General features: G+C 69.4%; 25 protein-coding genes and 1 pseudogene. 12 read left to right on the top strand and 14 right to left on the bottom strand.

The genetic code is table 11. From position 1 onward, the window contains the following. Positions 1-2 precede the first annotated feature (2 nt). Positions 3-722 (top strand): hypothetical protein, encoded by a 720-nt coding sequence (locus tag D0Z08_RS25960; protein WP_147381543.1) that lies wholly within the window; start codon positions 3-5, stop codon positions 720-722. 25 nt (positions 723-747) lie between these two features. On the opposite strand, the gene D0Z08_RS25955 is transcribed toward D0Z08_RS25960, so the two are convergent. The 5 genes from D0Z08_RS25955 to D0Z08_RS25935 are packed head-to-tail and all read right to left on the bottom strand — an operon-like array spanning position 748 to position 5004. Beyond that, positions 748-1920, bottom strand: coding sequence for an acetyl-CoA C-acetyltransferase (locus tag D0Z08_RS25955; RefSeq protein ID WP_118928188.1), 1173 nt, complete (start codon positions 1918-1920; stop codon positions 748-750). Further along, positions 1917-2507: a TetR/AcrR family transcriptional regulator gene (locus tag D0Z08_RS25950; RefSeq protein ID WP_118928187.1), complete on the bottom strand. Its 591-nt coding sequence runs from the start codon at positions 2505-2507 to the stop codon at positions 1917-1919. Before D0Z08_RS25950 ends, D0Z08_RS25955 begins: the two co-directional genes overlap by 4 nt. Continuing rightward, positions 2485-3288, bottom strand: coding sequence for an SDR family oxidoreductase (locus tag D0Z08_RS25945; protein WP_118928186.1), 804 nt, complete (start codon positions 3286-3288; stop codon positions 2485-2487). The genes D0Z08_RS25950 and D0Z08_RS25945 overlap by 23 nt, the downstream gene beginning before the upstream one ends. Then, the gene (locus tag D0Z08_RS25940) at positions 3288-4490 is read right to left on the bottom strand and encodes an acyl-CoA dehydrogenase family protein (RefSeq protein WP_118928185.1); all 1203 of its coding nucleotides are present in this window, start codon (positions 4488-4490) and stop codon (positions 3288-3290) included. Before D0Z08_RS25940 ends, D0Z08_RS25945 begins: the two co-directional genes overlap by 1 nt. Before the next feature lie 34 nt (positions 4491-4524). After that, the gene (locus D0Z08_RS25935; RefSeq protein WP_220454351.1) at positions 4525-5004 is read right to left on the bottom strand and encodes a winged helix-turn-helix transcriptional regulator; all 480 of its coding nucleotides are present in this window, start codon (positions 5002-5004) and stop codon (positions 4525-4527) included. A 62-nt stretch (positions 5005-5066) separates the two neighbouring features. Here D0Z08_RS25935 and D0Z08_RS25930 point away from each other — a divergent pair, with 62 nt between their 5' ends. The 5 genes from D0Z08_RS25930 to D0Z08_RS25910 are packed head-to-tail and all read left to right on the top strand — an operon-like array spanning position 5067 to position 11088. Beyond that, the gene (locus D0Z08_RS25930; RefSeq protein WP_245994507.1) at positions 5067-6473 is read left to right on the top strand and encodes an MFS transporter; all 1407 of its coding nucleotides are present in this window, start codon (positions 5067-5069) and stop codon (positions 6471-6473) included. Between the two features lie 47 nt (positions 6474-6520). Continuing rightward, entirely contained in the window at positions 6521-8026 is a 1506-nt protein-coding gene (locus tag D0Z08_RS25925) for a FadD3 family acyl-CoA ligase (protein WP_118928182.1), read from the top strand. Positions 8027-8028: 2 nt separating this feature from the next. After that, positions 8029-9177, top strand: a complete 1149-nt coding sequence (locus D0Z08_RS25920; protein ID WP_118928181.1) for an acyl-CoA dehydrogenase family protein — start codon at positions 8029-8031, stop codon at positions 9175-9177. Next, entirely contained in the window at positions 9174-10103 is a 930-nt protein-coding gene (locus D0Z08_RS25915) for an acyl-CoA dehydrogenase family protein (protein ID WP_118928180.1), read from the top strand. Before D0Z08_RS25920 ends, D0Z08_RS25915 begins: the two co-directional genes overlap by 4 nt. Position 10104: 1 nt before the next feature. Further along, the gene (locus D0Z08_RS25910; protein ID WP_118928179.1) at positions 10105-11088 is read left to right on the top strand and encodes an acyl-CoA dehydrogenase family protein; all 984 of its coding nucleotides are present in this window, start codon (positions 10105-10107) and stop codon (positions 11086-11088) included. A gap of 161 nt (positions 11089-11249) precedes the next feature. Here D0Z08_RS25910 and D0Z08_RS25905 read toward each other — a convergent pair whose 3' ends face one another. The 3 genes and pseudogenes from D0Z08_RS25905 to D0Z08_RS33780 all read right to left on the bottom strand — a co-directional run. Next, complete coding sequence (locus D0Z08_RS25905; RefSeq protein ID WP_118928178.1) at positions 11250-12140, bottom strand: hypothetical protein; 891 nt, start codon at positions 12138-12140, stop codon at positions 11250-11252. Between the two features lie 371 nt (positions 12141-12511). Then, the gene (locus tag D0Z08_RS25900; protein WP_118928177.1) at positions 12512-14659 is read right to left on the bottom strand and encodes a caspase family protein; all 2148 of its coding nucleotides are present in this window, start codon (positions 14657-14659) and stop codon (positions 12512-12514) included. 208 nt (positions 14660-14867) lie between these two features. Further along, a pseudogene (locus tag D0Z08_RS33780) lies at positions 14868-15419 on the bottom strand (CHAT domain-containing protein); the annotation flags it as partial. Positions 15420-15473: 54 nt separating this feature from the next. Here D0Z08_RS33780 and D0Z08_RS32365 point away from each other — a divergent pair. After that, positions 15474-15863: a hypothetical protein gene (locus D0Z08_RS32365; protein ID WP_182481494.1), complete on the top strand. Its 390-nt coding sequence runs from the start codon at positions 15474-15476 to the stop codon at positions 15861-15863. Here the strand turns inward: D0Z08_RS32365 and D0Z08_RS25890 are convergent. Then, positions 15830-16681, bottom strand: coding sequence for a DUF7363 domain-containing protein (locus D0Z08_RS25890; protein WP_147381542.1), 852 nt, complete (start codon positions 16679-16681; stop codon positions 15830-15832). The two genes, D0Z08_RS32365 and D0Z08_RS25890, sit on opposite strands and share 34 nt — an antisense overlap. 440 nt (positions 16682-17121) lie before the next feature. Here D0Z08_RS25890 and D0Z08_RS31765 point away from each other — a divergent pair, with 440 nt between their 5' ends. Then, positions 17122-17835: a hypothetical protein gene (locus D0Z08_RS31765; RefSeq protein WP_147381541.1), complete on the top strand. Its 714-nt coding sequence runs from the start codon at positions 17122-17124 to the stop codon at positions 17833-17835. A gap of 495 nt (positions 17836-18330) precedes the next feature. On the opposite strand, the gene D0Z08_RS25880 is transcribed toward D0Z08_RS31765, so the two are convergent. Next, the gene (locus D0Z08_RS25880; RefSeq protein WP_147381540.1) at positions 18331-18636 is read right to left on the bottom strand and encodes a hypothetical protein; all 306 of its coding nucleotides are present in this window, start codon (positions 18634-18636) and stop codon (positions 18331-18333) included. A 663-nt stretch (positions 18637-19299) separates the two neighbouring features. Between D0Z08_RS25880 and D0Z08_RS25870 the strand changes: the two genes are divergently transcribed. Further along, positions 19300-20625, top strand: a complete 1326-nt coding sequence (locus tag D0Z08_RS25870; protein ID WP_118928172.1) for a hypothetical protein — start codon at positions 19300-19302, stop codon at positions 20623-20625. A gap of 16 nt (positions 20626-20641) precedes the next feature. Here D0Z08_RS25870 and D0Z08_RS25865 read toward each other — a convergent pair whose 3' ends face one another. After that, complete coding sequence (locus D0Z08_RS25865) at positions 20642-21202, bottom strand: NYN domain-containing protein (RefSeq protein WP_118928171.1); 561 nt, start codon at positions 21200-21202, stop codon at positions 20642-20644. Positions 21203-21211: 9 nt separating this feature from the next. Next, on the bottom strand, positions 21212-21637 hold the full coding sequence (locus D0Z08_RS25860) for a DUF3054 domain-containing protein (RefSeq protein ID WP_245994505.1): 426 nt from the start codon (positions 21635-21637) through the stop codon (positions 21212-21214). Positions 21638-21741: 104 nt separating this feature from the next. Between D0Z08_RS25860 and D0Z08_RS25855 the strand changes: the two genes are divergently transcribed. Next, complete coding sequence (locus D0Z08_RS25855) at positions 21742-22590, top strand: uracil-DNA glycosylase (protein WP_281271776.1); 849 nt, start codon at positions 21742-21744, stop codon at positions 22588-22590. A gap of 88 nt (positions 22591-22678) precedes the next feature. Next, positions 22679-23242, top strand: a complete 564-nt coding sequence (locus tag D0Z08_RS25850) for a dihydrofolate reductase family protein (protein WP_118928168.1) — start codon at positions 22679-22681, stop codon at positions 23240-23242. Between the two features lie 7 nt (positions 23243-23249). Here D0Z08_RS25850 and D0Z08_RS25845 read toward each other — a convergent pair whose 3' ends face one another. Both D0Z08_RS25845 and D0Z08_RS25840 read right to left on the bottom strand, forming a co-directional pair. After that, positions 23250-24074 (bottom strand): alpha/beta fold hydrolase, encoded by an 825-nt coding sequence (locus D0Z08_RS25845; protein ID WP_118928167.1) that lies wholly within the window; start codon positions 24072-24074, stop codon positions 23250-23252. Then, complete coding sequence (locus D0Z08_RS25840) at positions 24071-24466, bottom strand: nuclear transport factor 2 family protein (RefSeq protein ID WP_118928166.1); 396 nt, start codon at positions 24464-24466, stop codon at positions 24071-24073. The genes D0Z08_RS25845 and D0Z08_RS25840 overlap by 4 nt, the downstream gene beginning before the upstream one ends. Positions 24467-24607: 141 nt before the next feature. On the opposite strand from D0Z08_RS25840, the gene D0Z08_RS25835 reads away from it, so the two are divergent. Further along, a complete protein-coding gene (locus D0Z08_RS25835; protein WP_118928165.1) occupies positions 24608-25678 on the top strand; it encodes a class I SAM-dependent methyltransferase in 1071 nt (356 codons plus the stop codon). Positions 25679-25707: the final 29 nt, after the last annotated feature.

Here is a 25707-nt window from a genome sequence, read left to right as displayed (position 1 = left end):
TCATGAGCCCCACAGTGCGGCACATCGGCCGACAGCTCCGAGCCCAGTGGGCCGGCTACCTGTCGATCTTCCTCTTCCTGTCCGTCGGCACCGCCTACGCGCTCCCAGGTTCGAACACGGTCTTCAGCGACGACATCGTCGACGGACAGGTCCACACCGCCGACGTGGCCGACGACTCCCTCACCGGCCGGGACATCCGAATCCTCGGCAACCGCGACATCGCGAACGATGCCCTCGGCACCGGCCAGGTCGGCGAGTCCAGCCTCGGCACGGTCCCGGTGGCCGGCCAAGCAGGATCCGGCCGCGTCGGCACAGGATCCTGCGGAGAGTCACCGAGCTACATCGACTGCGGCAGCCTGCCGATCGACCTCGCCAAGCCCGGACGGCTGCTGATCATCGCCTCCGTGGTCATCGGGACCGAGCTGTTCGTACGGTACGTCCTGGGCCCCTGTCGGCTCGAGGTCAACGGCGCGCCCATCGACGCGTCGGAGACCCTCTTCCAGTTCGACGACGAGGGAGGGCAGACGCCGTCGACCGGATTTCCTCCCGAAGGAGCAGGCGGACAGGCGACCCTGACCGCGGTCTCCCACGTGTATCCCACCGGTCGCCAGATCGTCGGCGTCGAGTGCTCCCTCTACGCGCCGGGCGAGGGCCTCGACGGCACGGGCGGCGAGGCCGACGCGTACGTCGACATCTCGGCCGTCGCCCTCTCCGACGGGTGAGCCGTCCGCAGAGCGACGGCCAGCCTCAGCCGAGGCGCTCGATGATGGTGACGTTGGCCTGGCCGCCGCCCTCGCACATCGTCTGCAGCCCGTAGCGGCCGCCCGTGCGCTCGAGCTCGTTGAGCAGGGTCGTCATCAGCCGGGTGCCGGTGGCGCCGATCGGGTGACCGAGCGCGATCCCGCCGCCGTTGACGTTGACCTTCTCGTGTGGGGCCCCGGTTTCCTTCATCCAGGCGAGCACGACGGACGCGAACGCCTCGTTGCACTCGAAGAGGTCGATGTCGTCGATGCTCATGCCGGTCTTCGCGAGCGCGTGCTTGGTCGCGTTGATCGGGCCGGTCAGCATCCAGACCGGGTCGTCGCCCCGCACCGAGAGGTGGTGGATCCGGGCCCGCGGGTTGAGTCCGTGTGCCTGGACCGCCGCCTCGGACGCGATCAGTGTCGCCGACGACGCGTCGCAGATCTGGGACGCGACAGCGGCGGTGATCCGGCCGCCGGGCGCGAGCGGCTCGAGGCCGGCCATCTTCTCCAGGGACGTCTCGCGCGGGCACTGGTCGGTCGTGAACGCGGTCCCGTCGGGGAGCACGTACGGGACGAGCTCGGTGGCGAACCGTCCCTCCGCGATCGCGGTCCGGGCCCGCTCATGAGAGGCGAGCGCGAACGCTTCCATCTCCTCCCGCGAGATGTCCCACTTCTCGGCGATCATCTCCGCGGACCGGAACTGGCTGACCTCCTGGTCGCCGTACCTCTTGAGCCAGCCGGGCGACTCCGCGAACGGCGTGGAGAAGCCGTACTGCTGGCCGACGAGCATCGCGGCCGAGATCGGGATGGCGCTCATGTTCTGCACGCCGCCGGCGACCACCAGGTCCTGGGTGCCGGACATGACGCCCTGGGCGGCGAAGTGGACCGCCTGCTGCGAGGAGCCGCACTGCCGGTCGATGGTCACGCCGGGCACGTGGTCGGGCAGGCCGGCCACGAGCCAGGCCGTCCGCGCGACGTCGCCGGCCTGCGAGCCGATGGTGTCGCAGCAGCCGAGGATCACGTCGTCGACCGCGCCCGGGTCGACCGCGGTCCGGTCCATCAGCGCGGCGATCGTGTGCGCGGCGAGGTCGGCGGAGTGCACGCCGGCGAGCGCGCCGCCGCGCTTGCCGACCGGGGTGCGGACGGCGTCGACGATGTAGGCGGTATTGGCGGTCATGAGGAGATCCCGTCGAGGAGGATGCGGACGTACTGGTCGGCGACCTCGGTGTGGGTGTGACCGCGGCCGGGGCGGTACCACCGGACGGCGACCCACACGGTGTCGCGGATGAAGCGGTAGGTGAGGGTCACGTCGAGGTCGTTGCGGAGTACGCCGGTGCGCACGCCCTCCTCGATCAGCGTGACCCAGACCTGCCGGGACTGGGTGTTGCGGTCGGCGAGGTAGCCGAACCGGTCGAACGTGCCGAGGTAGTCGGCCTCGTTCTGGTAGATCGCCACCTCGAAGGGGTGCTGGTCGATCGCCTCGAACGACACCCGGACCGCTCGCTCGAGCTTCGTGCGGGCGTCCTCGTCACTGGTCAGGATCTCGTCGTACTGACCGAAGAGCTCGGCCTGGAAGGTCGAGAGGATCTCGTCGACCATCGACTCCTTGGAGTCGAAGTGGTGGTAGAGGCTGCCGGACAGGATCCCGGCGGCATCCGCGATGTCGCGGACGGTCGTGTTCTTGAAGCCCTTCTCGGCGAACAGCCGGGCCGCGATCGCGAGCAGCTGGTCGCGTCGGGACTCAGGCGTGCTGGCTGCTGACACTGATCACCTCACCGGTCAGGTAGGACGAGTAGCCACTGGCGAGGAACACCATCACGTTCGCGACCTCCCACGGGGCCGCGGCGCGCCCGAAGGCCTCACGCTGCTTGAGCTCCTCCAGCAGCTCCGGCGACGTCACCTTCTCCAGGAACGGGTGCATCGCCAGGCTCGGCGACACCGCGTTGACCCGGATGCCGTGCGGCGCCAGGTCGATCGCGGAGCATCGGGTCAGGGCCATCACACCGGCCTTCGCCGCGGAGTAGTGGGCCTGGCCCTCCTGCGCGCGCCAGCCGATCACCGAGGCGTTGTTGACGATGATGCCCTTCTTCCCTGCCGCGACCATCCGCCGGCCGGCCGCGCGCACGCAGCGGAAGGTGCCGGTGAGCGTGATGTCGAGGACCTTCGACCACTGGTCGTCGGTCATCTCGAGCACACTGGCGGTGCCACCGAGGCCGGCGTTGTTGATCATCACGTCGACCCCGCCGAACTCGTCGGCCACGTCGAGGAGCGCGGCGACCTGCGCCTCGTCGGTCACGTCGCAGACCAGCTGCCGGACGCGGTCGGCGCCGAACTCCTTCGCGAGGACCTCCTCAGCCTCCGCGAGCCGCCGCTCGTGGGTGTCGCTGAAGACGACCGCCTTCGCCCCCTCCTCGAGCGCACGCCGTACGACGGCCGCGCCGATGCCGGCGCCCGCAGCCGCCGTCACGACGACGACCTTGTCGCGCAGGAGGCCGTGACCGGGCACGTAGTCCGGCGTCGGCTGCTCAGCCTTCATGGTCGTCATCAAGACCCCTTCGGTTCGCGCGGTAGGCCGAGCACCCGCTCGGCGAGGATGTTCTTCTGGACCTCGTCGCTGCCGCCGTAGATCGTGTCGGAGCGGGAGAAGAGGAAGAGCCGCTGGTGCTCGTCGAGGTCGTAGGGCGTCGCGGTCCCCTGGGTGAGCAGCCCCGCCGCGCCGGCGACGTCCATCGCCACCTCGCCGAGCTGCCGGTGCCAGTTGGCCCACGCCAGCTTGAAGATGGAGCCCGCTCCCCCGCCGGCGGCCGAGTCCTGGCCGCCCTCGACCAGCGCCAGCGCGCGCAGTGCGAAGCTGCGGATGGCGTTGAGCTCGACCTTGAGCCGCGCCAGCCGGTCGCGGACGATCGGGTCGTCGATGCTGCCGTTCGCCTTTGCGCGGGCCACGACGTCGTCGAGCTCGCGGGCGAACCCGACCGTCTGCCCGAGGGTCGAGACACCGCGCTCGAAGCCGAGCAGCCCCATCGCGACGCCCCAGCCCTGGCCCGGCTCGCCGACGACCAGGTCGGCGTCCGTGCGGGCGCCGGTGAAGAAGACCTCGTTGAATTCCGAGCCGCTGGTCAGCTGCTCGATCGGCCGGATCTCGACGCCGTCCTGCGCCAGGGGGACGAGCAGGAACGACAGTCCGTGGTGCCGGGTCGACCCCGGCTCGGAACGGGCGACCACGAAGCACCAGTCGCTGAGGTGGGCGTTCGAGGTCCAGACCTTCTGCCCGTCGATGACCCACGCACCGTCGACCAGGCGTGCCTTCGTCTGCACGTTGGCGAGGTCGGAGCCGGCGTTGGGCTCGGAGTAGCCCTGCGCCCACAGCTCCTCGACCGCACGGATCCTCGGGAGGAACCGCTCCTTCTGGGCATCGCTGCCGAACGCGATCAGGGTCGGCCCGAGCAGGGTCTCACCGAGGTGGTTGACGCCGTGCGGGGCGTCGGCGCGGGCGTACTCCTCGTGGAAGATCACCTGCTGCCACAACGAGAGCCCTCGGCCGTCGTACTCCTGCGGCCAGCCGACACAGGTCCAGCCGTGCTCGGCCAGCAGTCGGTTCCAGGCCAGCCGTTCCTCGAACGCCTCGTGGTCGCGGCCGGGCCCGCCGAGGCCCATCAGGTCGCGCCACTCGCCGACCAGGTGCTCGGCCAACCAGGTGCGCACCTCCTCGCGGAAGGCGGCGTCCTCGGCGCTCTCGGTCAGGTCCACGTCACCAGCGTACCAAGCAAATGCTTGGTAGGGGTCAGCGTGTCACATCGCCACGGACGACGACGTCCTCCTCCGGGACGTCGTGGCCGTCGGCACAGCGCAGTGCTGCCTGCACCTCGGCCCCGCACTCGTCATGCGTGACCGTCACCCGACCGCCCGGATGCGGCAGGTGTCGCGCACCCCACTGGAGCAGGCCGAGGAGCACCGGCATGAGCTCGTGGCCCGCCGGCGTGAGGACGTACTCGAACCTGGTGCGCTGACCGGGCTCGCGGTACGGCTGCTTGGCGAGGATGCCCGCAGCGACCAGCTCCTTGAGTCGCTGCGAGGCCACCGCCTCGGTGACCCCGACCCGCTTCGCGAGCTGCTCGAACCGGGTCGCGCCGTAGAACGCCTCCCGGATCAGGAGCATCGCGGTCCGGTTGCCGACCACCTGCATGGTCCGGTCGACCGAACAGCGGTCGCCGAGGGCCACGTCGCCGCGGGCCGCGAGCCGTCCTGCCAGCTGAACCGTCACGCCGGACATTCTAGACACATCTGGCTTGTGCAATCCATAGTCAGGGGTCTACCTTTCTGGCTATGGATAACGCAAGCCAGCGGGTGCACACGGGAGCGGTGACCGCGATCCTCACCGGGGCGACCTTCATGGCCGGCCTGGACCTGTTCATCGTCAACGTCGCCTTCGACGAGATCGGGCGGGACTTCAGTACGGCGACCGACGCCCCCGCGCTCAACGAGCTGAGCTGGATCCTGAGCGCGTACGCCGTCGTGTACGCCGCCCTCCTGGTGCCGATGGGCCGACTCACCGACCGCTACGGGCGCAAGCCGGGCTTCGTCGCCGGTCTGGCCGTGTTCACCCTCGCGAGCCTGGCCTGCGGCTTCGCCCCCGGCGTGTGGGAGCTGGTCGCCGCGCGGGTCCTGCAGGCGGTCGGCGCGGCAGCGATGACCCCGGCCAGCCTGGGACTGCTGCTCGCGGCACTCCCGCCCGAACGGCGGGCCGCGGGCGCCCGGCTGTGGGCGCTGACCGGTTCCATCGCAGCCGCGCTCGGCCCGGCGGCAGGCGGCGGGCTCGTGCAGCTCTCGTGGCACTGGGCGTTCTGGATCAACGTGCCGGTCGGCATCTTCCTGGTCGTCGCGGCGATCCGTTTCGTACCGGATGTCCGGCAGAACGCCGGAGCACCACGTCCGGACCTGCTGGGTGCGGCCGTGCTCGCAGGCGCGATCGCAGCTCTCGTCCTCGGCCTCGTCCAGACCGAGGAGTGGGGATGGACCTCGGGGCGGACGCTCGCCGCATTCGCCGGGGCGGCCGCCGGCCTCGGAGGCTTCGTCTGGCTGTCGGGTCGCCACCCCTCCCCCGTCATCGACCCGGCCCTGCTGCGGATCCGCTCGTTCGCGTCGGCGAACGTCACGACCCTGCTCTTCAACACCGGCTTCGGGGCGGCGCTGCTGCTCGCCATCCTCTGGATGCAGCAGGCCTGGGGCTTCTCCGCACTCGAGACCGGCTTCGCGATCGCGCTCGGCCCCCTCGCCGTACCCCCGACCTCGATCATCGCGGCACGCCGGTTCGGGCACGTCCACCCCTCGAGGCTGATCGCGGCCGGCAGCGTCCTGTGCGCCGTGTCCGCGCTCTGGCAGCTCGCGGCCCTGAGCACCGAGCCGGCGTACTGGACGACCTTCCTCCCCGCCTGGATCCTGTCGGGCGTCGGCGTGGGCCTCGCCCTCCCCAACCTGGTCGCCGCCGCCACCGCCACCCTTCCGCCCGAGCAGGGTGCGACCGGCAGCGGGATCGTCAGCATGGCCCGCCAGGTCGGGTTCGCGCTCGGGGTCAGCATCCTGGTCGCCATCATCGGCACCGGGGCGACGGACACCGACGCGGTGCGCACGGCCTGGCTGTTCGTCGCGCTGTGCTCGCTCCTCGCCGCCGGAACCGCGCTCGCGATGACGGCGAACCGGCGGCCCGTGCAGGTGCCCGAGCCGGTCGGCTGATCGAACGCCCCCATCCATACCAAGCAAATGCTTGGTAGGCTGTCGTCGTGGACACGATTCCGGCGATCCTGCGCGCAGCAGCGGAGAGGTACGGCGACCGCCCGGCCTATGTCGACGGCGACCGCACGCTGACCTACGCCGGGCTGCTCGACGAGGTGCGCGAGCTGGCCCGGCGCTACGTCGGCCACGGCCTGGCTGCGGGCGAGCGTGTGGTGGTGTGGGGCCCGAACAGCATCGAGTGGGTGGTCGCAGCACTCGCGACGACATACGCCGGCGGCACTCTGGTCCCCGCGAACTCCCGCTACACCGGGCACGAGGTGGCCGAGCTGGTCGACCGCACCGGCGCCACCGTCGTGATGGTCGCCGACGGCTTCCTCGGGCGCAGCCAGCTGGAGGAGCTCCTCGCGGCCAGTGAGATCGCGACCGTGCGCGTGCTCGGTGAGCTCTCGACGCTCTCGCTCGACCATCGCGGCGAGGAACGACAGGTCCGCGAGGCGACGGCGGAGGAGGTCGAGGCCCGCGCCGACGCGGTCTCGCCCGACGAGGTCGCCGACATCCTCTTCACCTCCGGGACCACTGGACGGCCGAAGGGCGCGATGAGCGCGCACCGCCAGACGATCGGCGTCGCCCGGGCCTGGGCCGAGCTCGGCGGGGTGACCGCCGACGACCGCTATCTCGTGGTGAACCCGTTCTTCCACTCCTTCGGCTACAAGATCGGCATCATCGTCGGTCTCCTCAGCGGCGCGACGCTCTACCCGGCCGCGACGTTCGACGTCGACCAGACGATGCAGCTGATCGAGACCGAGCGGATCACCCTCCTCCCCGGCGCGCCCACGATCTACCAGTCGCTGCTCGCGGCGCCCGGCCGGGCCGACCGCGACCTGTCGTCGCTGCGACTGGCCGTGACCGGCGCGGCCGTCGTGCCCGTCGTGCTCATCGAGCGGATGCGCACTGCGCCACCGGAGGGGCTGGCAATCGACCACGTCGTCACGGCGTTCGGCATGACCGAGGCGGTCGTCGTGACCATGTGCCGCGAGGGCGACTCCGCCGAGACGGTCGCGACCACCTGCGGGCGCGCCATCCCCGGCATGGAGACACGGATCGACGACGAGAGCGGCGAGCTGCTGGTGCGGGGCGACTACGTGATGCTCGGCTACCTCGACGACCCCGCCGCGACGGCCGAGGCGATCGATGACGACGGCTGGCTCCACACCGGCGACATCGGCGTACTCGACGAGCACGGCAACCTGCGGATCACCGACCGGCTCAAGGACATGTACATCTCCGGCGGCTTCAACGTCTATCCCGCCGAGGTCGAGCAGGCGCTGATGCGGATGGACGGCATCCAGGACGTCGCCGTCGTGGGCGTGCCCGACGAGCGGATGGGCGAGGTCGGCAAGGCGTACGTCGTCGGCACGGCGCCTGCCGACGACGTCATCGCGTTCGCCAAGGAGCGGCTGGCCAACTTCAAGGTGCCGCGGCTGGTCGAGACGGTCGACGCACTCCCCCGCAACCTGTCGGGCAAGGTCCTGAAAACCGAGCTGAGGAAGTAAGAGTGGATCTGGAACTGAGCGAGTCCGAGCTCGCCTTCCGCGACGAGGCCCGCGCCTGGCTGGCCGCCAACGTGCCGGCCGAGCCGCTGCCGTCGATGGACACCGCGGAGGGCTGGGAGCTCCACCAGGAGTGGGAGGCACGGCTGGCCGCCGACCGCTGGTCGGTCGTGTCCTGGCCCCGGGACTACCACGGCCGCGAGGCATCGCTGGTCGAGTGGGTGATCTTCGAGGAGGAGTACTACCGCGCCGGCGCACCCGGCCGGGTCTCCCAGAACGGCATCTTCCTGCTCGCGCCGATCATCTTCGAGCACGGCACGAAGGAGCAGCAGGACCGGTTCCTGCCGACGATGGCGACCGGCGAGAACGTGTGGGCGCAGTGCTGGTCCGAGCCCGAGGCGGGCTCCGACCTGGCGTCGCTCAAGTCGACCGCGCGCCGCGATGAGGCCCGTGGAGGCTGGGTGCTCAACGGCCAGAAGACCTGGTCGTCGCGGGCGACGTACGCCCACTGGGGCTTCGGTCTGTTCCGCTCCGACCCGGAAGCGGCGCGCCACAACGGGTTGACCTACTTCCTGTTCCCGATGGACGCCGAGGGCATCACCGTCCGGCCGATCGCCCAGCTGGACGGCGAGGCCGGGTTCGCAGAGGTCTTCTTCGACGAGGTGTTCGTGCCCGACAGCGACGTGCTCGGCGCGCCGGGCGACGGCTGGCGGGTCGCGATGAGTACGGCGGGCAACGAGCGCGGGCTCTCCCTCCGCTCCCCCGGCCGGTTCTGCGCCGCCGCCGACCGGCTCGTCGACCTCTATCGCGAGCGGCCCGACGCGCGCGTCGGTGACCGGGTCGTCGACGCCTGGCTCAAGGCCGAGGCCTACCGGCTCTACACCTGGGGCACGGTCACCCGCCTCGCCGACGGTGGCGAGATGGGTGCCGCCGGCTCGGTCAACAAGGTCTGGTGGAGCGAGCTCGACATCGCGCTGCACGAGACCGCGCTCGACCTGCTCGGTCCGGAGGCCGAGGTGGAGTCGGGGTGGCTGGACGGCTACACGTTCGCCCTGTCGGGCCCGATCTACGCCGGTACCAACGAGATCCAGCGCAACATCATCGCCGAGCGGATCCTCGGCCTGCCGCGCGAGCCCAAGGGAGCACAGCGATGAGGTTCGAGCTCACCGACGAGCAGCGCGCGTTCGGCGACGCCCTCGAGAGCCTGCTGTCCTCGGCCGACACCGCCGGTGTTGCCCGCTCGTGGGCCGACGGCGACCACGGCCCCGGCCTCAAGCTGTGGGACCGGCTCGCCGAGCAGGGGGTGACGATGCTCGCCACCGAGGCCTCCCCGGTCGAGGTCTGCATCGCGTTCGAGGCCCTCGGCCGGCACGCGGTCCCCGGCCCGTGGGTCGAGTCCGCCGCCTACCTGCCGGTGGCGCTCGGCCGCGAGGTGGAGGGGGTCGCCACGGTCGCAGCTCCCCCGCATGCGCCGTACGCCCTCGACGCCGATGTCGCCGACGCCGTCTATCTCGCCGGCCCCGACGGGCTCAGCGAGGCCGAGGTCGGCGAGCGTCACGCCTCCGTCGACCGGACCCGTCACCTCTTCTCGGTGGTGGAGGTCCGAGGAGCGCCGGTGGTTGAGGTGCGAGGCGCGCCAGCGCCGAGCCTCGAAACCACCAATGCCTTCGACCTCGCCGCGCTCGCCACCGCCGCCCAGCTCCTCGGCCTGGGCGAGCGAGTGTTGGCCGACACGGTCACCTACGCGAAGCAGCGCCGCCAGTTCGGACGCGAGATCGGCTCGTACCAGGCGATCAAGCACCAGCTGGCCGACGTACGGATCGCGCTCGACTTCGCGCGCCCCCTCGTCCACGGCGCCGCGCTCGACCCCACCCCGCGGGCGGTGTCGGCGGCGAAGGTGATGTGTGCGGACGCGGCGTACCTCGCCTCCCGTACCGGCCTGCAGGTCCACGGCGCGATCGGCTACACCGCCGAGTTCGACCTCAGCATCTGGATCACGAAGATCCGGGCGCTGGTGACGGCCTGGGGCACCCCGGCGTTCCACCGCGCGCGGATCCTCGAGTCGCTCGTGGAGGCGTGAGATGGAGTTCGCGCTCAGCGAGGAGCAGGCCGAGCTCGCGTCGACGGTCCGGGCGGTGCTGACCAAGCAGGCCGACCCGGCAGCCGTCCGGGCGGCGATCGCCTCGGAGCAGGGGTACGACGCGGCACTCTGGTCCACGCTCTGCGAGCAGGTCGGCGTCGCCGCCCTCGCCATCCCCGAGGAGTACGACGGCGCCGGCGCGACCTTCTTCGAGACTGCGGTCGTGCTCGAGGAGCTGGGTCGATCGCTCGCCCCGACCCCGCTGCTCGCCTCGGTGATCGCGACCGAGGCGCTGCTCGCCGGTGGCACGGAGGATGCGAAGGCGTGGCTGCTCCCCCGGATCGCAGCCGGCGAGATCGCGACCATCGCGCTGGGTGACGGACCGGTTCTCGACGCCGACCGGGCGACGATCGTGCTTGCCATCGACGGCGACGACCTGGTCGAGATCGCCGGAGCGACCGCGACGTGGGCGGAGTCGATGGACCAGACGATCCGGCTTGCCCACCTCGACCGGTCCGACGCGCCGACGACAGTGATCGGTGACAGCGCGGCCGCCCGCGCGCGGGTGGACCTGGTCGGCCCCGCCGCAGTGTCAGCCCTCGCGGTCGGCCTGTGCGACCGAGCGCTCCGGATGACCGTCGACTACAGCAAGGAGCGGGTCCAGTTCGGCCGCCCGATCGGCTCGTTCCAGGCGCTCAAGCACCGGATGGCCGACATGCTCGCCCAGCTCGAGATCGGCCGATCTGCGTCCTGGGCGGCGAGCTACGCGCTGGCCACGAACGCCACCGACGTCGAGGACCTGACCCGCACCGCGGCGTCGTACTGCCTCGAGGCCGCCGCCCACCTCGCCGGCGAGTGCATCCAGCTCCACGGCGGCATCGCGATCACCTGGGAGCACGACGCCCACCTGGTGTTCAAGCGCGCGCATGCCCTCGGCCAACTCTTCGGCGCCCCCCACCAGCACCGGGCCGCCGTCACGCTCTGACGTGTGCGGATTCCTTCCGGCACGCGGTGCATCCGCCGCCGAAGAGGCAATCGCTCACCTCATGCGCCGACTCGGGCGAGCGGTCCGACTCCGCCGTCCGAGACACGCGGTGCGCTTTGCGGTCACCCTCGAATTCGTGCACGTAGCGCGTCTATCCGCAGTCACCGGATCTCTGCCACAACGTCGATCGCGCCAACGATACTCCGGTTGAGCACCTCCATGTCGTCAACCGTCGCCAAATGGTGCTCAAGAATGCAATGGCCACTCGGCCGCCCGACCGCGCGACGGTTCAAGTACGTCTTCTTGACCTCAAAACGTGTCAAGTAGACGGCTCCGTTCGCGTACTTGGTCCAGGCCCGAGGGATCGTGACTGCGCGCTCGTCGCCAATTACCTGGAGAAAGGGGTGCTGATCGCGGCGTGGCGAAGGCCAAGCCTTCATGCCCAACTCCTTCACTTGATCGAGCTCGTCTGGGTCCGTTAGGTGCCATAGCGTCACCGTCTTACGATCACGCCCGTGCCTCTCCGAATCGAAGTAGTAGACAAGGCCGCCGGCGATGGGAGCTACGAACGTAAGCACCGCGCAGGCCCACAGGCCAGCGGTCGCCCGAGCTCCCAACTGCGGCATCGTGCATAGTGCAACTACGCCAGCTCCAAACAGCAGAAGTGGGACCGCGCCATCAGCTACCACTGCCGCGGCGCTTGCGCCAAACCAACCGCGCTTATCGTGGCGGCGCTCCCAGGAGCGATCGTACGCAGTCACTCGCTGGATCTCCGGCCACAACTCATTTCTGATGTAGATACCAATGCGGCCGATCTGAAACATTTCGCCGAGCAAAAACAGACACAGAACGAGACCGAGGGGAGGCACTACCCACAAGATTCGCGAGTCACCGTCTTTGCTCAAAGCAACGGAGAACAACGCAGCGTACGCTGTCAAGGCGATGGAGATGACGTTTTTCTGTACGCCTCGCATGCTCAAGACCTCTGCGCGGAGAGCCTCGAACTCGGCCATCGGCGCGGCCAATCTCACTTCTCGACTGATTTCCTCCATTCAAGGATCATCCCAGAATCCAAGTTCCTCAGAACCAGAAGTCATGGGTGCAGCGCGCGCAGGTCGCGGGTGGGCCTACCCAGCGATGCCAGCACAAGATGCGGTCAGCCGTACATCCGCGAATCCGTGCCGCCTGAGCATTGATCGGCGAGCAAAGAATCACTCCCCCACACGTCCTCGTGTCCCGGCGCCACGAGGAAGCGAGTCCCCGGAGGTAGAGCTCGTCCCGGACAACGAGCGACGAGCTGGCTTGATGCCAGGGCTGGAAGACGTCGTCGTCTTGGTAGACGTCACCAGTCCCAACGAACCAGCCGCATCACACCGCCGCGAAAGTGGCCGTCTCCTGCGGGCCCCAAAGCCACCTGCGAGGCTCAGGACTCGATCAGGTCGGCGACTCCTCGGAGGATGGACGCAACGGCTTGCTCGCGTCTGGTAGTGCCAGCGGGCGAGACCGACTCGATCGGTGACGCCGGCGCCGGGGTCGGACCGGTGGCCGCACTACCCTTTGGCGCATGCGAGAGGGGGGCGAGGAAGGTGCGGGAGGTCAGCGCGGGTGGCAGCAGCACCGGGGTCTGCTGCCTGTCTCCACCGAACTCGGCGAGGACGGTGTCGTAGAACTCTTGGTTGGTCCGCGTCAGGAACTCCCGGAGGTGAGGCAGCGCGATGCGGGTGAAGTCGCCCTGCCCGTTGTGTTCGAAGGCCAGCTCGTCCGCCTGGCAGGCAGCGAAGTAGACCGAGCGCTCGGAGTCGAGCGACCTGGTGGCGCGCGGCAGGCCACCACGCTTCTCCTTGTACGCCTCGATGTTCTCGGGCTCCATGCGGACTAGTCGTGCCTTCCTCGTGGGACTGGGCGCCGGGGGCTTCATCACGGCGCGCTGGCCGCCGCCGGAGTGACAGGAGTCGAAGAACACGGTTAGGTTTACTCCCTCCGGGAGCAGGTCCCACAGCTGACCGAGGTCGTCGTCGATCAGGAGCTCACCGTCGCGGAAGTCGACCGGGCACAGTGCCTCGTCCTTCTCTTCACGTGTTCGCATGGCCTCTTCGAGGTCGTCGCCGTCGAGGTCGTCGATGGTGGTGCCGTGCCCGGAGTACTGGAGCACGAGCACGTCGCCGTCGCGGCTTTTCAGGATCAGGTCCTGGATGCTCTCGACGATGCGCTGCCGGGTAGCGTCGCCGTCCTCGATGATGTCTACCGTGAAGCCGGCGTGCTGGAGTTCCTGCTTCCACGCCCGCGCATCAGCGACGCACCCGCCGAGCTGGTCCTCCACCAGTGGGTACATGTCGATCCCGATGCACAGCGCCCGCTTCCCGGTGGCCTTCGGTTTCGCTGCCTCGCGAGCGGAAATGTAGTCGAGCACCTCGCGCTCCGAGGGCCAGGGAGACGAGGCCTCGGCGACACCCCGAGCCCCGGGGACGGTCTCGAACTTGGCCGGGAGCTGGTCGTTGTCGATCACCCGGCGGGCGAGGCTGTCCATGGTCTGCGCGTCGTTGTCGAAGCCCCCGTGGCTCCTGGACATGCTGCTCGTCCGGGGTCCGCCACCGACGGTCTCAGACCACATCACCTCGCCCTTGTCACCGGATCCCGCCTTGCCGAGAAGTACGTTGAGAGCCTTGTCGCGCTTCAGGCACTCCTGGAGACCGAGAATCTCGGCTCCCGACTCGTCCTCGAGGGCAGCGCGGATCAGGTAGAGGAGCGACTTGCGATAGATCCCGATGCAGGTGTCGTCCTTCTCGAAGGACTCCGTCATGGTGAAGATGGTCGTCTTCGTGATCTTGTCGAGCACCGACTTCTTCAGGAGACGCTGCTTGAACTCGTCGACACGGATCGCCGGCGCCAACAGGTTCAGTGACGCGATCTCCGGTACCCCCGCCGACAGCAGCTCGGGGATCAGGTGGGAGTGGAATATCGACCCGGCGCTGTGGCCGGCGGTGTGTACCGAGACGCTGCCGGGGTTGGCGTCGATGAACGCCGCGAGCTTCTGGGCGAAGTACCACGCGCCGCCCGTGTCCTTCTCGCTCGCGAGCTTCGCGGTCGTCTTCATAGCGCCCCAGGTGTCCTTGCCGCGGGCACCGCGTACGGCGATCTCGATCAGCTTGTCCCATCCGTCGTCCAGCCAACCTCGCGGCCGGCCGGGCAAGCTGTCCTTCACTGCGTCCCACAACGATTCGGCGAGACCGGTGCGCCAGACGAAGTGCACCGGGAAGACGCCGTTGGCCTGCCACCAGGCCACCTGGGTGTGGGCCACGCGGAGTCCGCCGGCCTTGTCGACCAGCCCGCCGTGGGCCCACAGCATCATCGGCACCGGCTTCCCGTGCATCTTGATGAACTCCGGGAGCGTGGTCTTGAAGAGCTTGTCGATGTCGGCCTTCACGGTCTGGAAGTCGTCCGTCCCGGTGGGCAGCGTGGATGCCCCCTCGGCGAGCCTGCCGTCCTCCATGCAGACCACGTAGGGGTGGATCGCCCGGAGCTCTTCCCGGGTGAGGGACGGGGCCTTCCGGGCTGCTTCGGTGGTGGTCATTGCAATGCCTTTCGTAGTGGGGTCGGGTTCCGGGGTCGGGTTCCGGGGTCGGGGGTGGGACCGGGCGGTCGGCGAGGCGCGCGTCGGGATGGGCGTAGACGGTGTATGCGAGCCACGACAGGTCCCCCGCTTCGCGGGCGGCCCGTCGGCCGGCGAGGGTGGCCTGTCCGATGGTGTGGCCGGTGTCGAGCGCGTCGTAGAACGCCGCCACGAACTCACGGGCGGGCTGGTCTCCGACCGACCACAGGCAGCCCACGAAGGCGCCCGCTCCACCGCGCAGGAAGGTCTCGGCGAAACCGCCCATCTCCGCGCGGGTCGACGGCGCCTGGCCGATCCCGCAGGCGTTCAGGAAGACCAGCGGGCCGGGGTCCGAGGCGGTGTCGGGGAGGGCTCGGCGGAGGTCCTCGACGCTGAAAGCGATGCGCGACCGGTCGGCGCCCGGCACCGACGCCGCGCCGTCGCGGTAGTCCGCGAGAGCCATCTCCCTGACCGGCGGCACGTCGATGTCGTTGCTAACGCCGTGGCCGGCGAAGTGGAGCAGGTCGACGTTCCCGCTGGTGATGAGCTTGGCGATGCCGGCGGCGTCGGGCGGGTCGATGGCGGTGGCACCGAAAGGCTGGAGGTACGTCGGCTCCAGGTGTGACTGCTGCAGCTCGAGGACCGGGTCGACGTACTCGGGGATGAGGTAGTGGCCGCGGCCAGGCCGGATCAACAGCTCCGTAGGGTGTCCGGTGTTGTAGACCCAGCGGACAAGACCCACCCGGCCGAGGAAACCGCGCCCGTCGGGATCCTCACCAGCGTCCGGCCCCCAAACATGGACCAGCTCCCACGGGATGTCGGTCTCACCGCTGGTGATCACGGCAAGCTCGTCGAGGTCCTCGAGGTGGTCGCGAAGGTGGTCGAGGAGCTCCCGCGGCAGCACGTCCCGTGCGAGCTGCGAGCCCAGCGTCCGGAGGCTCTCCTGGAACGCCCTCTCGCGCGCCACCGGGTCCGGCATGTTCCGAATCTCGCGCCAGGCGTCGTCGAGCGCGCGGAACAGCCTCAGCAGGAGCGCCCTCTTGTCCTCCACGACGCGGGCGAACCCGCCCCTGAAATCAGGAAGAGCGAGATCGAAGGAGAGCCGCGAGGTGGTTCCGACCAGGTTCTCGTCGATGACCAGGGTCTGGGGGTTCACCAACGACTTGAATCCCCGCATGGTGGCTGATCGCTTGGTGGGAGCCCGGTCTCTGGCGGCCGCCTCGGCCGCTGCGCGGTCCCGGGGCGTGTCCGACGGGGACAGCACGGTTGCCGTGAGGCGGAGCGTGGCGAGCGGCAGGGGGTTGTCCTGCCGGACGACGCCTGGACTTCCCCCACCCCCTCCTGGGCGGCCCGCAGCCAGAAGACGACCTTGACCTCTGACGCATCCTCGGAAGACAGGTGGAGGCTCCGCCGACCGGTCTCGAACGGAACCTCGCGGGCGTCGAGGTCGAACCCCCGTCGCAGGAGGACGAGGTCCAGCGGCTTGTCCGGGTCCATCACGATCACCTGCTCGTCGTGGGACGTGCCGGCGAAGGTGGACACCTCCTTGCGACTGAGCAGCACCTCGACCGGAACCGTGTCGTCGAGGTGCACCTCGCTCGGCATGTTCGCGCCCACCTCGGCGAGCACCGCCTGCGCGGGTTCCGGCGGAGGATCCGGGATGGCCTCCGCCATCTCGTCGGCCCTGATGAAGGACTCCCGGACGATCTCCTCCGGGAGCGGTCCGCCTCCCCCAGCGACGATCGGCCCATCCATGGGCGGTGGCTCCGCTCGTGCCCGGCGGGTCCTGTCGAACTGCCGCGGCAGGACTGTCTCGCGCCGCCAGAAGTCCTCCAGCTCGGGCAGGGGGCCGGGCAGATCCTCGAAGACCAGCCCGGCCGTGTGCTCGATGACGACCACCTGCTCCGTCCCAGCCGCGGAGATCTCGAGCGTGAAGGTCCGCTCCCTCCCCCGACGCCGCGACTCGGGCACGAGGTGGTAGCGGCCACCGACTGCGACCAGCACAGTCAGAAGCCGTTTGCCCGCAGACGATGTTGTGATCGTCAGCCGCCCGCCCATGTCTTGAGCCGAAACCTCGAGGGCGTACTTGAAATGGACCCGGCGGCGACCGACCGACACCGTCCTGCTTGGTTGCTCGACGGTCACGCTCAGTCCGCTGGTTTGTCGGACGCGGACTCGGCCGTCGTCCAACGCGATTGTCTCGTCCCCGAGCACGACACCACCTCCGGACCCGCCTCATGTCGGCCGAGCCGCAAAAGGCCGCCGCTATCCTGCGGCATTCGGTGGAGCAACGTTAGGACATCACGCCCCCTTCCGTTCTGCTTTCTGGCAGACCGGTCGGTGCCCTTTTGCAACGGAATCCAGTCTGCTTTCGCTGAACTCGAGACGGCCCCAATCAGGGTCGATACGGTGGGAATCCCCACTCGGTCTTGGAAGGTCCTCTTATGGCCCTGTTCATGCATCGCACCTCGGCTCCCCTGATTGTGACGAACGTTGGCGACGGGCGAAATCGCAACGTCAGTCCCGCTCCGCAGACTGCCAGTCCGGCCCCTGCCGCGGCATCGACCGACCAGAAGAAGAACTCGTCACCCCAGTTCGCAGCAACTCTCGCCGGCGCGGCGGCGTTCGCGATAGGGCTTTGGGTAGCGGTCGAGGCGTTCGGCACCAAGGGCGGACCCACGTACACCCCAATCGAGGGCGCCGGTGCGTTCGCACTGCTGTATGTCGCAGCCCAATCAGCCGAACGGCTGGTGGAAGTTCTGTTGCCACATTTCGAATGGGTGCCTGGTTTCGGAAAGGCCAAAGTGGAGATCAAACGCGACCAGAAGGTCGCGGCGGCCACCACGGCAACCACCGCCAAGGAAGCCGCCAACGCGCAAGCCGAAATAGACCAACTTCGCGCTAATCGCGCTGCGGTCGTCTTCGGCCTGACGGCTGCGCTAGGGATGGCGCTGTGCGGTTATCTCGAGGCGGATTTCCTCACCACGGCGGGTGTCGACTTCGGCACGCAGTTCGAAACTCGCGAGCAGATCCTGATGATGGCAATCACTGGCCTGGTCACCGGCGGAGGAGCCAAGGGTTTGCACGACGCGATCAGCAACATCTCCAAGAGCAGCACCAAGAAGTCCACCCCTCCAGAGACTGGCGGCCAGACGTAAAACGGTTCAAGCGCGCGGTTCGTCCGCTGCACCGCCTAGTTCGAGCGTGGCGCCGACGAGATGGTGGGCTGCGGCGTACCGCCACCATCGGATGCCCTTGACACACAGCAACGCCAGTTTCACGCCGAGAAAAGACGGCGAAGACGACAACGATGCCCAAGAGAAGCGTGACCGCTACCCGCTCGCCGATGCTGTCTACAGAGGCATCCCAGGGATAGATGCAGTAGTCGAGGGCGAACGCCGGGACGAAGGCAGCGGTGATTGCGATGGCGACAAGGTAGAAGCTCAGGTGCCGGGGTGCGTGCGCAGCCCCCGTCGCCGCGGTGTGAATGGCAGTCACGTGCTCCGCTGCTGCGCCGTTTTGAGTGCTGACCATCGTGTCCAGGACGGCACGGTCGTCCTTTCTGCGTTCGGCCCTCTCCCGTTCTAACGCTGCCTCCGACGCGGTCCGCTCCGCGGAGGCCAAGCGCGGTTCGCAGCGGCGCAAGATGGAGTTCAGGGCCGCGACCATGACGGGGAGGGCGATGAGGGCCGGCAGCCAGTACCTCCAGAGGGGGCACCCGGCTCCCACAGACCTTCGTAGTCCTCACGGGACACCAAGTCCCCATCAACGATGGCCATCCAAGCGATCAGCCAGTACGGCAGCCACGAGATGAGCCAAGCTGCGAAGGTCGCGACCAAGACGATGATCGCGAGCCCCTTGAGCCGTACGAGGCCTTCGGCGACCAGCCACCGGGCCCACGAGCTGAGGCGGCCGTTGATCGTCGCCATCGGGGCGAGCGGGCTGTCCGACCAGGACACCTCCATCCGTGGCCTGCCCTGGTGGGAGAGTATTCCGACGCTACGAGGGCGTGCGTCGATTACTCAGGATCCGCCAAGCGCAGCGGCACGGGACCCAGACCCAGCTACCGTGACGAGAATGAGCGCGACGTCGTACTGGGCTGCTTCGCCCGTGTGCAAAGCCTGTGGCAGGCCTTCGGTTCCAAGGTCGTATGCATGCGACGCATGCCGTCGCCTGCTCCAACGTGTCGAGACCCGTAAGGACGCTCTGGGACGTGGGAGAGCCGTCAGTCGCGAAGCACGTCTGGCGGCGATGAGGCGCCAGTGGGATCCGGCGATCGGTGGTTCCGCTGCCGCTACACGGGAGTTCCCCTCGACGACCAACGCGGTGGTCGCCGCTACCCAACCTGGGAGCACGTGACATCCGGTGACGAGTCCAACGTCTTGCTGGTTGCCGACCTCATCAATCGAATGAAGTCCGACCTCACCGACGCGGAGTTCCGTTCAATCGTGAAGGCGCTCGCACGCACCTTCGGCGGGGCGACCTTCGACCCTGCCGCGTTTCCTACGGGCCCGTCATAACAGCGTCATATCGTCGCGAGCGACCGCGGAACTCTCGGCGGGGTCGATGCCAGATCGGTGAACCTCGTATCCCGGCGCGACCGCGATGAGAGATTGGGTTGCATGCGTCGCTCTCGCCAAGCGTTCTGCCTGTCAGCGGTCGCACTCGCCGTCGCCGGAGTCGGCCTGAGCGGCAGCGCTGAGGTGGTCGCAGTCGGTGCGGAGTTCTGCCACGGACATGAGGCCACCATCGTTGGTACGCCCGGAGCGGACATCGACGGGACCGACGGTCCGGACGTCATCGTCACCAACGGCGCTTTCGTGACGGACGCCGGGGATGGCGACGACCTCATCTGCGTGACCGGCGGGACGCGGAAGGAAGACGCGGACGTGTACGCGGACGCGGGTGACGATGTCATCGACACCTCGGCAAGTGGCGCTGGTTCGGCACGCGTTGACCTCGGCACCGGGGACGACACCTACCTGGGTGGTCCCGGGCCGGACCGGGTCTTTGCAGCGGACTCTGAGCTGTCGCCGCGTGGCCAGGGCTCCGACACCGTGACCACCGCTGGCGGTGACGACTGGGTGGTGACCGGCGGCGTACCCGGCGACCGCGACCATGACGCGATCGACCTCGGCTCTGGCGACGACGAGGTGGGGCTGGAAGGCCCGGGTGATCCGGCGCTCCCGATCCAGGGCGGCTCGGGATCCGACGAGATCGAGTTCGGACGAAGCACGATGCGCCGCGCCTGGGCCATCGACAACGCCGCCGGGCAGGCGACGTACGCCGGAGAGCCGGTCCTGACCTGGAGCGGCATGGAGAGCTTCGAACTCACACCCTGGGGTGGCTGGGTGGCACCGTCGTTCGTCGGCGGCGACGGTCCGGAGAAGGTCTTCTCGGTGGTGCCGCTCACCTCGGTCGACCTCGGCGGAGGCGACGACCGGATCGCCTTCCATCTCCACACCAAGCGGCTCGTCGACCACGCGACGTACGACGGCGGCGCAGGGACCGACTCGTTCATCCTCAACGCCGGCGCCGGCGACCAAGCGCGACGCGTCGATCTCGACCTGGTCGGCGGGAGCCTGCTGTTCCGGCCCGCAGACGAGGCGGTCCGCGCCCGGATCGGCGAGTTCGAGCGGTACCGGCTGTCAGCCTGGCGGCTCGACGTGGCCGGTACGGCGGCGCCGGAGCATGTGCTGTGGATCGGCTGCCGGGGAGTGGTCGCCGGCGGACCGGGCGACGACATCCTGGAGGCGATCGCCCCCGCCGATGTCGAGTGCGGCTACCTGGGCGACGACGCCGAGGCAGTCGCCCGTGGCGGTCCGGGCGACGACACGCTGGTGGGCGAGTACATGCCGGACATCCTCATCGGAGGGCCCGGCACCGACTACGCCAACGGGCGGCGGAACCACGACCGCTGCGTTGCCGAGACCGTCGTCCGCTGCTGATTCCGACCGACACCGGTTACAGGAACTGGGCGGGGTCGAACTCTTCGATCGGAATGATGCGGACTCGCGGCAGTCGCTCGTTGAAGGCGCTCACGTCGTACTCGAGGTCGAAGAACTCGAGGCCCTGGTCGGCCAGTTGGAGGAAGGTCTGGTTGCGGAACTCCGCGAACCCGATCACTCCTACGCGCCGACCGTCCAGCAGGTCACGCATCTGCTCGACGAAGTCGCCGTCGTTGCTGACCAGGAGGACGTCAGCGTCGCGATGACCCAGTTCGACAAGGGTGCGCTGGATCGCGATGTCGACGACCTTCTCTCCGGGTCCTCCGGAGAGCGGGATCGGTCGGTAGCCGATCGCGAGGAGAGCCTGGACGAACGGCATCGGTAGCTCGTTGTTCGCGGCGAGGAAGAACAGGCCGCTGGTCGGCTGACCCCAACGCTCCGTCGCGAACTGCAGCAACCGCTCCCATCGAGGACGTTCCTCGGGCCGGGGGCGCCGTCCCAGGATCGAAGCGCCGAGAGTGGCGTCGATGTTCTCCCCGTCGACCAGGACGTACGTGTTGCGCAGCGGCTCTCCCATGGGGTGAGCCTACGGACGGCTGACCTCGGGACTCGGCGGATCTGATGAACGAGCCTCAGGGCCCCTTGCAATGCGAACCACGCCGCGCCATCCCAACATCGTCAACGCGAGGAAGATCGCAGCCACGACGAGGAAGCCGGGAGCGAGGCCGCGGCCCGAGACTGCTCGCAAGATCATGCCGAGCACGTAGGTCGCGGCGACGACGATCGCGCCCTCCGGCCAGACGCGATGTGCCCGCCGCCCCTGCCAGGTCAGACACACGTGTGCCAGTACGGCAGCCAACGCGAACGGCCACGCGATGACGAGCACGACCCAGCCCGAGTCACTCGCGTCGTGCGTGTTCTTCCCACCGACAGCAAGCGCGACCACGCACGCGAGGTCGGCAAGGAGCGGCCAGAGCCATCGGGTGGTCCCCATCGCTTCCGTCGATGTCACCCACCCAGGATCGCAGCCCCTCACCGACGCGAGTCGGTCGGACAGGCGTCCTGACCCCGAGGTGAGCAGCCAGACCCGCCCCGGAACCCAGGAGGATGGGGACCGTGAGCGACGACCTCCTGCCGCACCCGGCGACCGGCGAGCTGTTTCCCTCACCGGTGCCGCCCGGCACCGGCTGGCCCGGTGACCCGGCGACCCAGGAGACGCCAGTCGCGCTGACACCCGCGCAGGTACGTCGCCTCGCCGGTCGCGTCGGCCTCGACGAGCTCGACGCCCGGATCAGTGTCTGCCGCGCATGTCCGCGGCTGCTCCGCTGGCGCGAGGACGTGGCGCACACCAAGCGCGCGTCGTACGCCGACCAGCCCTACTGGGGCCGGCCTGTCCCAGGCTTCGGCTCTCCAACACCCCGGATCCTGGTGGTCGGCCTCGCCCCGGCCGCGAACGGTGCGAACCGCACCGGCCGGCTGTTCACCGGCGATCGCAGCGGTGACTGGCTGTTCGCGTCCCTGCACCGGGTCGGCCTGGCCACGCAGGGCACCAGCGTGGACGCCACCGACGGCCTCGCGCTCATCGACACCCGGATGGTCGCGACTGTCCGGTGCGCCCCACCGCAGAACAAGCCGACGACCGCCGAGCGAGACACCTGCTCGCCGTGGATCGAAGCCGAGCTCCACCTGCTCGCCGAGCACGTCCGGGTCGTGGTCGCGCTCGGCGGCTACGGCTGGGACGCGACACTGAGGTCGTACGCCGCCCTCGGCTGGCAGGTCGCTCGGCCCAAGCCGCGGTTCGGTCACGCCGTCGAGGCGACCCTCGTGGGCGAGGGGCGCTCCGTGACCCTGCTCGGCTGCTACCACCCCAGCCAGCAGAACACCTTCACGGGCCGACTCACCGAGCCGATGCTCGACAACGTGTTCGGTCGGGCCGCGGCTCTCGGCAGGACGACCTCCGACTGAGTGCCTCAACGGTGCGAGGCGCTTCGTGGTTGCGGCCGGCCCACCTGACGAGGCAGGGTCGAAGGACCATCTCGGAGGAGGACTGCGCATGCCAGAGCTCATGGTCGACGTCATCACCTCGCTGGACGGCTTCTCGTCGGCCGAGGGCTGGCCAGGGCTGTGGGGATTGGGCGGTCCGGAGTACTTCGCGTGGCTCGGCGAGGATGCTGCTGCGTCGTACACCTCACTGATGGGCGCCACCACCTACCGCATGTTCGCCGGCTTCGTGGAGTCGGGCGAGGAGGACATGGACGGGCTCACCGCCATGGACAAGGTGGTCTTCTCCTCCACCCTCGAGGAGCCGCTCACGTGGGCGAACACCCGCCTCGTCCCCGGCGACGCGGCGGACGTTGTCCGTCGGATGAAGGAGGACGGCGACACTCCCCTGCGCACCATCGGCAGCCTCAGCCTGTGTCGGTCGCTCCTGGTCGCAGGGCTGGTGGACCGACTCCGGGTCGTCGTCTTTCCCGTGATCAACGGCGCGTCGGGCCGTGAGCACTTCTACACCGGGTGGCCCGATGTCGCCCTCGAGACGGTCGACCACCGCACGTTCGACGGCCGACTGCAGATGATGGAGTTCGTGCCCACCGTGCTGGACGGTCCACCCACCTGATCCGTCGTCACCAGCCCCGGGCGGAGAGCCATCCGTCCACCAGGTCCAGCATCTCCGGCCGGTCGAGCCACTGGAAGTGACCGGCCTCGTCGACGACCACGACGTCCGGGTCCGCCAGCCGACGTGCGATCCGCTCGTGCTGCTGCACCGAGCAGAACACGTCGTACCGGCCGGCGAGGAGCAGCGTCGGGCAGCCGATCTTGCCGAGGCGGTCCACCGCGCTCCAGCGGCCGAGGGCCTCGAAGACCCGCCGGCACGAGTCCGCAGACACCAGCGCCGGGTCGATAGCGTCCCGCAGGAGGGCGGGATCAGCAACACGGAGGAAGTACGGCGCGAGCGCGCGGTACATCTCGACCAGCCCGGCATCGGTGCTCGGGAGATCGCCGAACAGCGCCGCCACCGCGGCCGGCGGCGGCGGGCCCTGGTCGTCGTCGGGTGACTCGCCGGCGCCGAGCTGGCCGGGCGTGGTGCCGGCGAGCACGAGAGCCGAGACCCGATCGGGGTGGCGGAGAGCGGCCTCCAGCGCCACCCATCCGCCGAAGGAGTGGCCGAACAGCGCGAACCGCTCCAGGCCGAGGCCGTCGGCGACGGTGACGACGTCGTCGGCGAACTGCTCCATGTCGACCGGCCCGTCCGGCAACGCCGCCGAGCGGCCGTGCCCGCGGTGGTCCCAGAGCACGAGCTTCCTCCGGTCAGCCAGTGGGTCGAGGCTGCGATAGACGTCGTGGCTCATGCCCGGTCCCCCGTGGGCGACGAGCAACGGCGGACCCGAGCCCACGACCTCGACGTGCAGGCCCGAGATCCGGGCGGACAACAGCGACGGCGCGCTCATCGCCGTTCCCCGACCGGCCGGAACCCGGTGCACACGCCGTCGATCGCGACGACGAGCCCGTCGCGCACCGTCACCACCTCGAGGTGGGCGAGGTGGTAGCGACCACCACCCGCCTCCAGCACCAGCTGTGACCGGGTCGTGAACTTCTCGCCGATCGGCACCACCGACGCCGAGTGCCGCCGTGCGGCGTCTACGCCGGTGATCGCGCCGGCGAGCTCCTCGAGGAAGGCGTCGGCACCGGTCAGCGTGCGGAGGTCACCGGGCATGAGCAGTCGCGAGACCACGTCGGGCGCGAGCAGGTCGCGCAGCGCGTCGAGGTCGCCACTGGCGTAGGCATCGGCGTACGCCGCCGCGACCTCCTCGTCCGTGCGGGTGAGGGTCAGCTGGGTCATCGGAGTCTCCTCGTGGTCGTGCGCCCGGTTCGTCCGCGCGCCTCACCCCTTCGGCGCGAGCACGTGTCTGGCGGCCGCCAGATCAGATCTGGCGCCTTCGGACGAGCGACCGACCAGGTCGGCGAACGAGAGGAGAAGGTGATGACGACACAGGTGCAGACCGAGATCGACCCGGCCGCGGTCGAGGCCGCGATGGAGAAGGTGTTGGGCGACTTCGCCGCCGCGATCGGCGTGACGACGGTGCTGCTGGGCATCAGCTCAGGTGCGTGGAAGGCGCTCGCCACCGGCCCGGCGACGCCCGCCGACCTGGCGGACCGGGTCGGCACCGTCGAGCCGTACGCGCGGGAGTGGCTCGCCGCCCAGGCAGCAGCCGGGTACGTCGACTACGACCATGCCGACGGCACCTTCACGCTGCCGGCCGCGGTCACGGCCGTGTTGACCGACGACGCGACCACCGCGCTCTTCTCGGCGTTCGGTGACGCCATGGCGGTGATGGGAGCGGACCTCGCCCGGTTCCGCGACCGGTTCGCGGCCGGCCAGGGCTTCGGATGGCACGAGCGCTCCCCCGGCCACTGGGAGGCGATGGCGCAGATCAGCGACGCGAGCGTGATCCCGTTCCTGCCCGCGTGGCTGGCCGCGATGGATGGCGGCGACGAGCGGCTCGCGGCCGGGGGCAAGGTGGCCGACATCGGCTGTGGGTACGGCGGCCTGCTCACCGCACTCGCCGGCCTCTACCCGCGGGCGACGGTCTACGGCTTCGACTACCACGACGCCTCCGTCGCACGCGCGCGAAGCACGGCGTCGGACGCGCGCGTCAGCGACCGGGTCCGAGCAGAGGTCGCGACGGCGAAGGACTACCCCGGTACGGCGTACGACCTGATCACGTTCGTCGACAGCCTGCACGACCTCGGCGATCCGGTCGGTGCGCTGGTCCATGCCCGCGAGGCGTTGGCACCGGACGGCTCGGTGCTCCTGATCGAGCCGGCCGCAGCCGACCGGCTGGAGGACAACCTGACGCCGGTGGGCCGGCTCTGGTACTCGATCTCGACGACGGTCTGCACCCCCAACGGCGTCGCCCAGGAAGGCCAGCCGCTGGGCACCGTCGCCGGCGAGGCGAAGCTGCGGGCGGCCGCGGCTGCTGCGGGGTTCACCCGGGTCGACCGCCTCGACGTCGAGGCGCCCATGAACCTGCTCCTCCAACTGCGCCCCTGACGGCCGTCGACAGAGCAGAATCCGTGAAC

It is taken from the genome of Nocardioides immobilis (genome assembly GCF_003515065.1).
GTDB lineage: Bacteria > Actinomycetota > Actinomycetes > Propionibacteriales > Nocardioidaceae > Nocardioides > Nocardioides immobilis.
Note: the sequence above shows the minus strand (reverse complement) of the source record. Positions and strands in the feature narration are given on the sequence as shown.

What these genes read in the sequence shown, in the direction of transcription:
- D0Z08_RS25960 (WP_147381543.1), top strand. Translation starts at nt 3, where the DNA reads ATGAGCCCCACAGTGCGGCACATCGGCCGACAGCTCCGAGCCCAGTGG.
- D0Z08_RS25900 (WP_118928177.1), bottom strand. Translation starts at nt 14,659, where the DNA reads ATGACCACCACCGAAGCAGCCCGGAAGGCCCCGTCCCTCACCCGGGAA.
- D0Z08_RS25840 (WP_118928166.1), bottom strand. Translation starts at nt 24,466, where the DNA reads ATGACCCAGCTGACCCTCACCCGCACGGACGAGGAGGTCGCGGCGGCG.
- D0Z08_RS25835 (WP_118928165.1), top strand. Translation starts at nt 24,608, where the DNA reads ATGACGACACAGGTGCAGACCGAGATCGACCCGGCCGCGGTCGAGGCC.
- D0Z08_RS25945 (WP_118928186.1), bottom strand. Translation starts at nt 3,288, where the DNA reads ATGACGACCATGAAGGCTGAGCAGCCGACGCCGGACTACGTGCCCGGT.
- D0Z08_RS31765 (WP_147381541.1), top strand. Translation starts at nt 17,122, where the DNA reads ATGGCCCTGTTCATGCATCGCACCTCGGCTCCCCTGATTGTGACGAAC.
- D0Z08_RS25850 (WP_118928168.1), top strand. Translation starts at nt 22,679, where the DNA reads ATGCCAGAGCTCATGGTCGACGTCATCACCTCGCTGGACGGCTTCTCG.
- D0Z08_RS25845 (WP_118928167.1), bottom strand. Translation starts at nt 24,074, where the DNA reads ATGAGCGCGCCGTCGCTGTTGTCCGCCCGGATCTCGGGCCTGCACGTC.
- D0Z08_RS25930 (WP_245994507.1), top strand. Translation starts at nt 5,067, where the DNA reads ATGGATAACGCAAGCCAGCGGGTGCACACGGGAGCGGTGACCGCGATC.
- D0Z08_RS25955 (WP_118928188.1), bottom strand. Translation starts at nt 1,920, where the DNA reads ATGACCGCCAATACCGCCTACATCGTCGACGCCGTCCGCACCCCGGTC.
- D0Z08_RS25905 (WP_118928178.1), bottom strand. Translation starts at nt 12,140, where the DNA reads ATGGAGGAAATCAGTCGAGAAGTGAGATTGGCCGCGCCGATGGCCGAG.
- D0Z08_RS25870 (WP_118928172.1), top strand. Translation starts at nt 19,300, where the DNA reads ATGCGTCGCTCTCGCCAAGCGTTCTGCCTGTCAGCGGTCGCACTCGCC.
- D0Z08_RS25910 (WP_118928179.1), top strand. Translation starts at nt 10,105, where the DNA reads ATGGAGTTCGCGCTCAGCGAGGAGCAGGCCGAGCTCGCGTCGACGGTC.
- D0Z08_RS32365 (WP_182481494.1), top strand. Translation starts at nt 15,474, where the DNA reads ATGGACCAGCTCCCACGGGATGTCGGTCTCACCGCTGGTGATCACGGC.
- D0Z08_RS25865 (WP_118928171.1), bottom strand. Translation starts at nt 21,202, where the DNA reads ATGGGAGAGCCGCTGCGCAACACGTACGTCCTGGTCGACGGGGAGAAC.
- D0Z08_RS25915 (WP_118928180.1), top strand. Translation starts at nt 9,174, where the DNA reads ATGAGGTTCGAGCTCACCGACGAGCAGCGCGCGTTCGGCGACGCCCTC.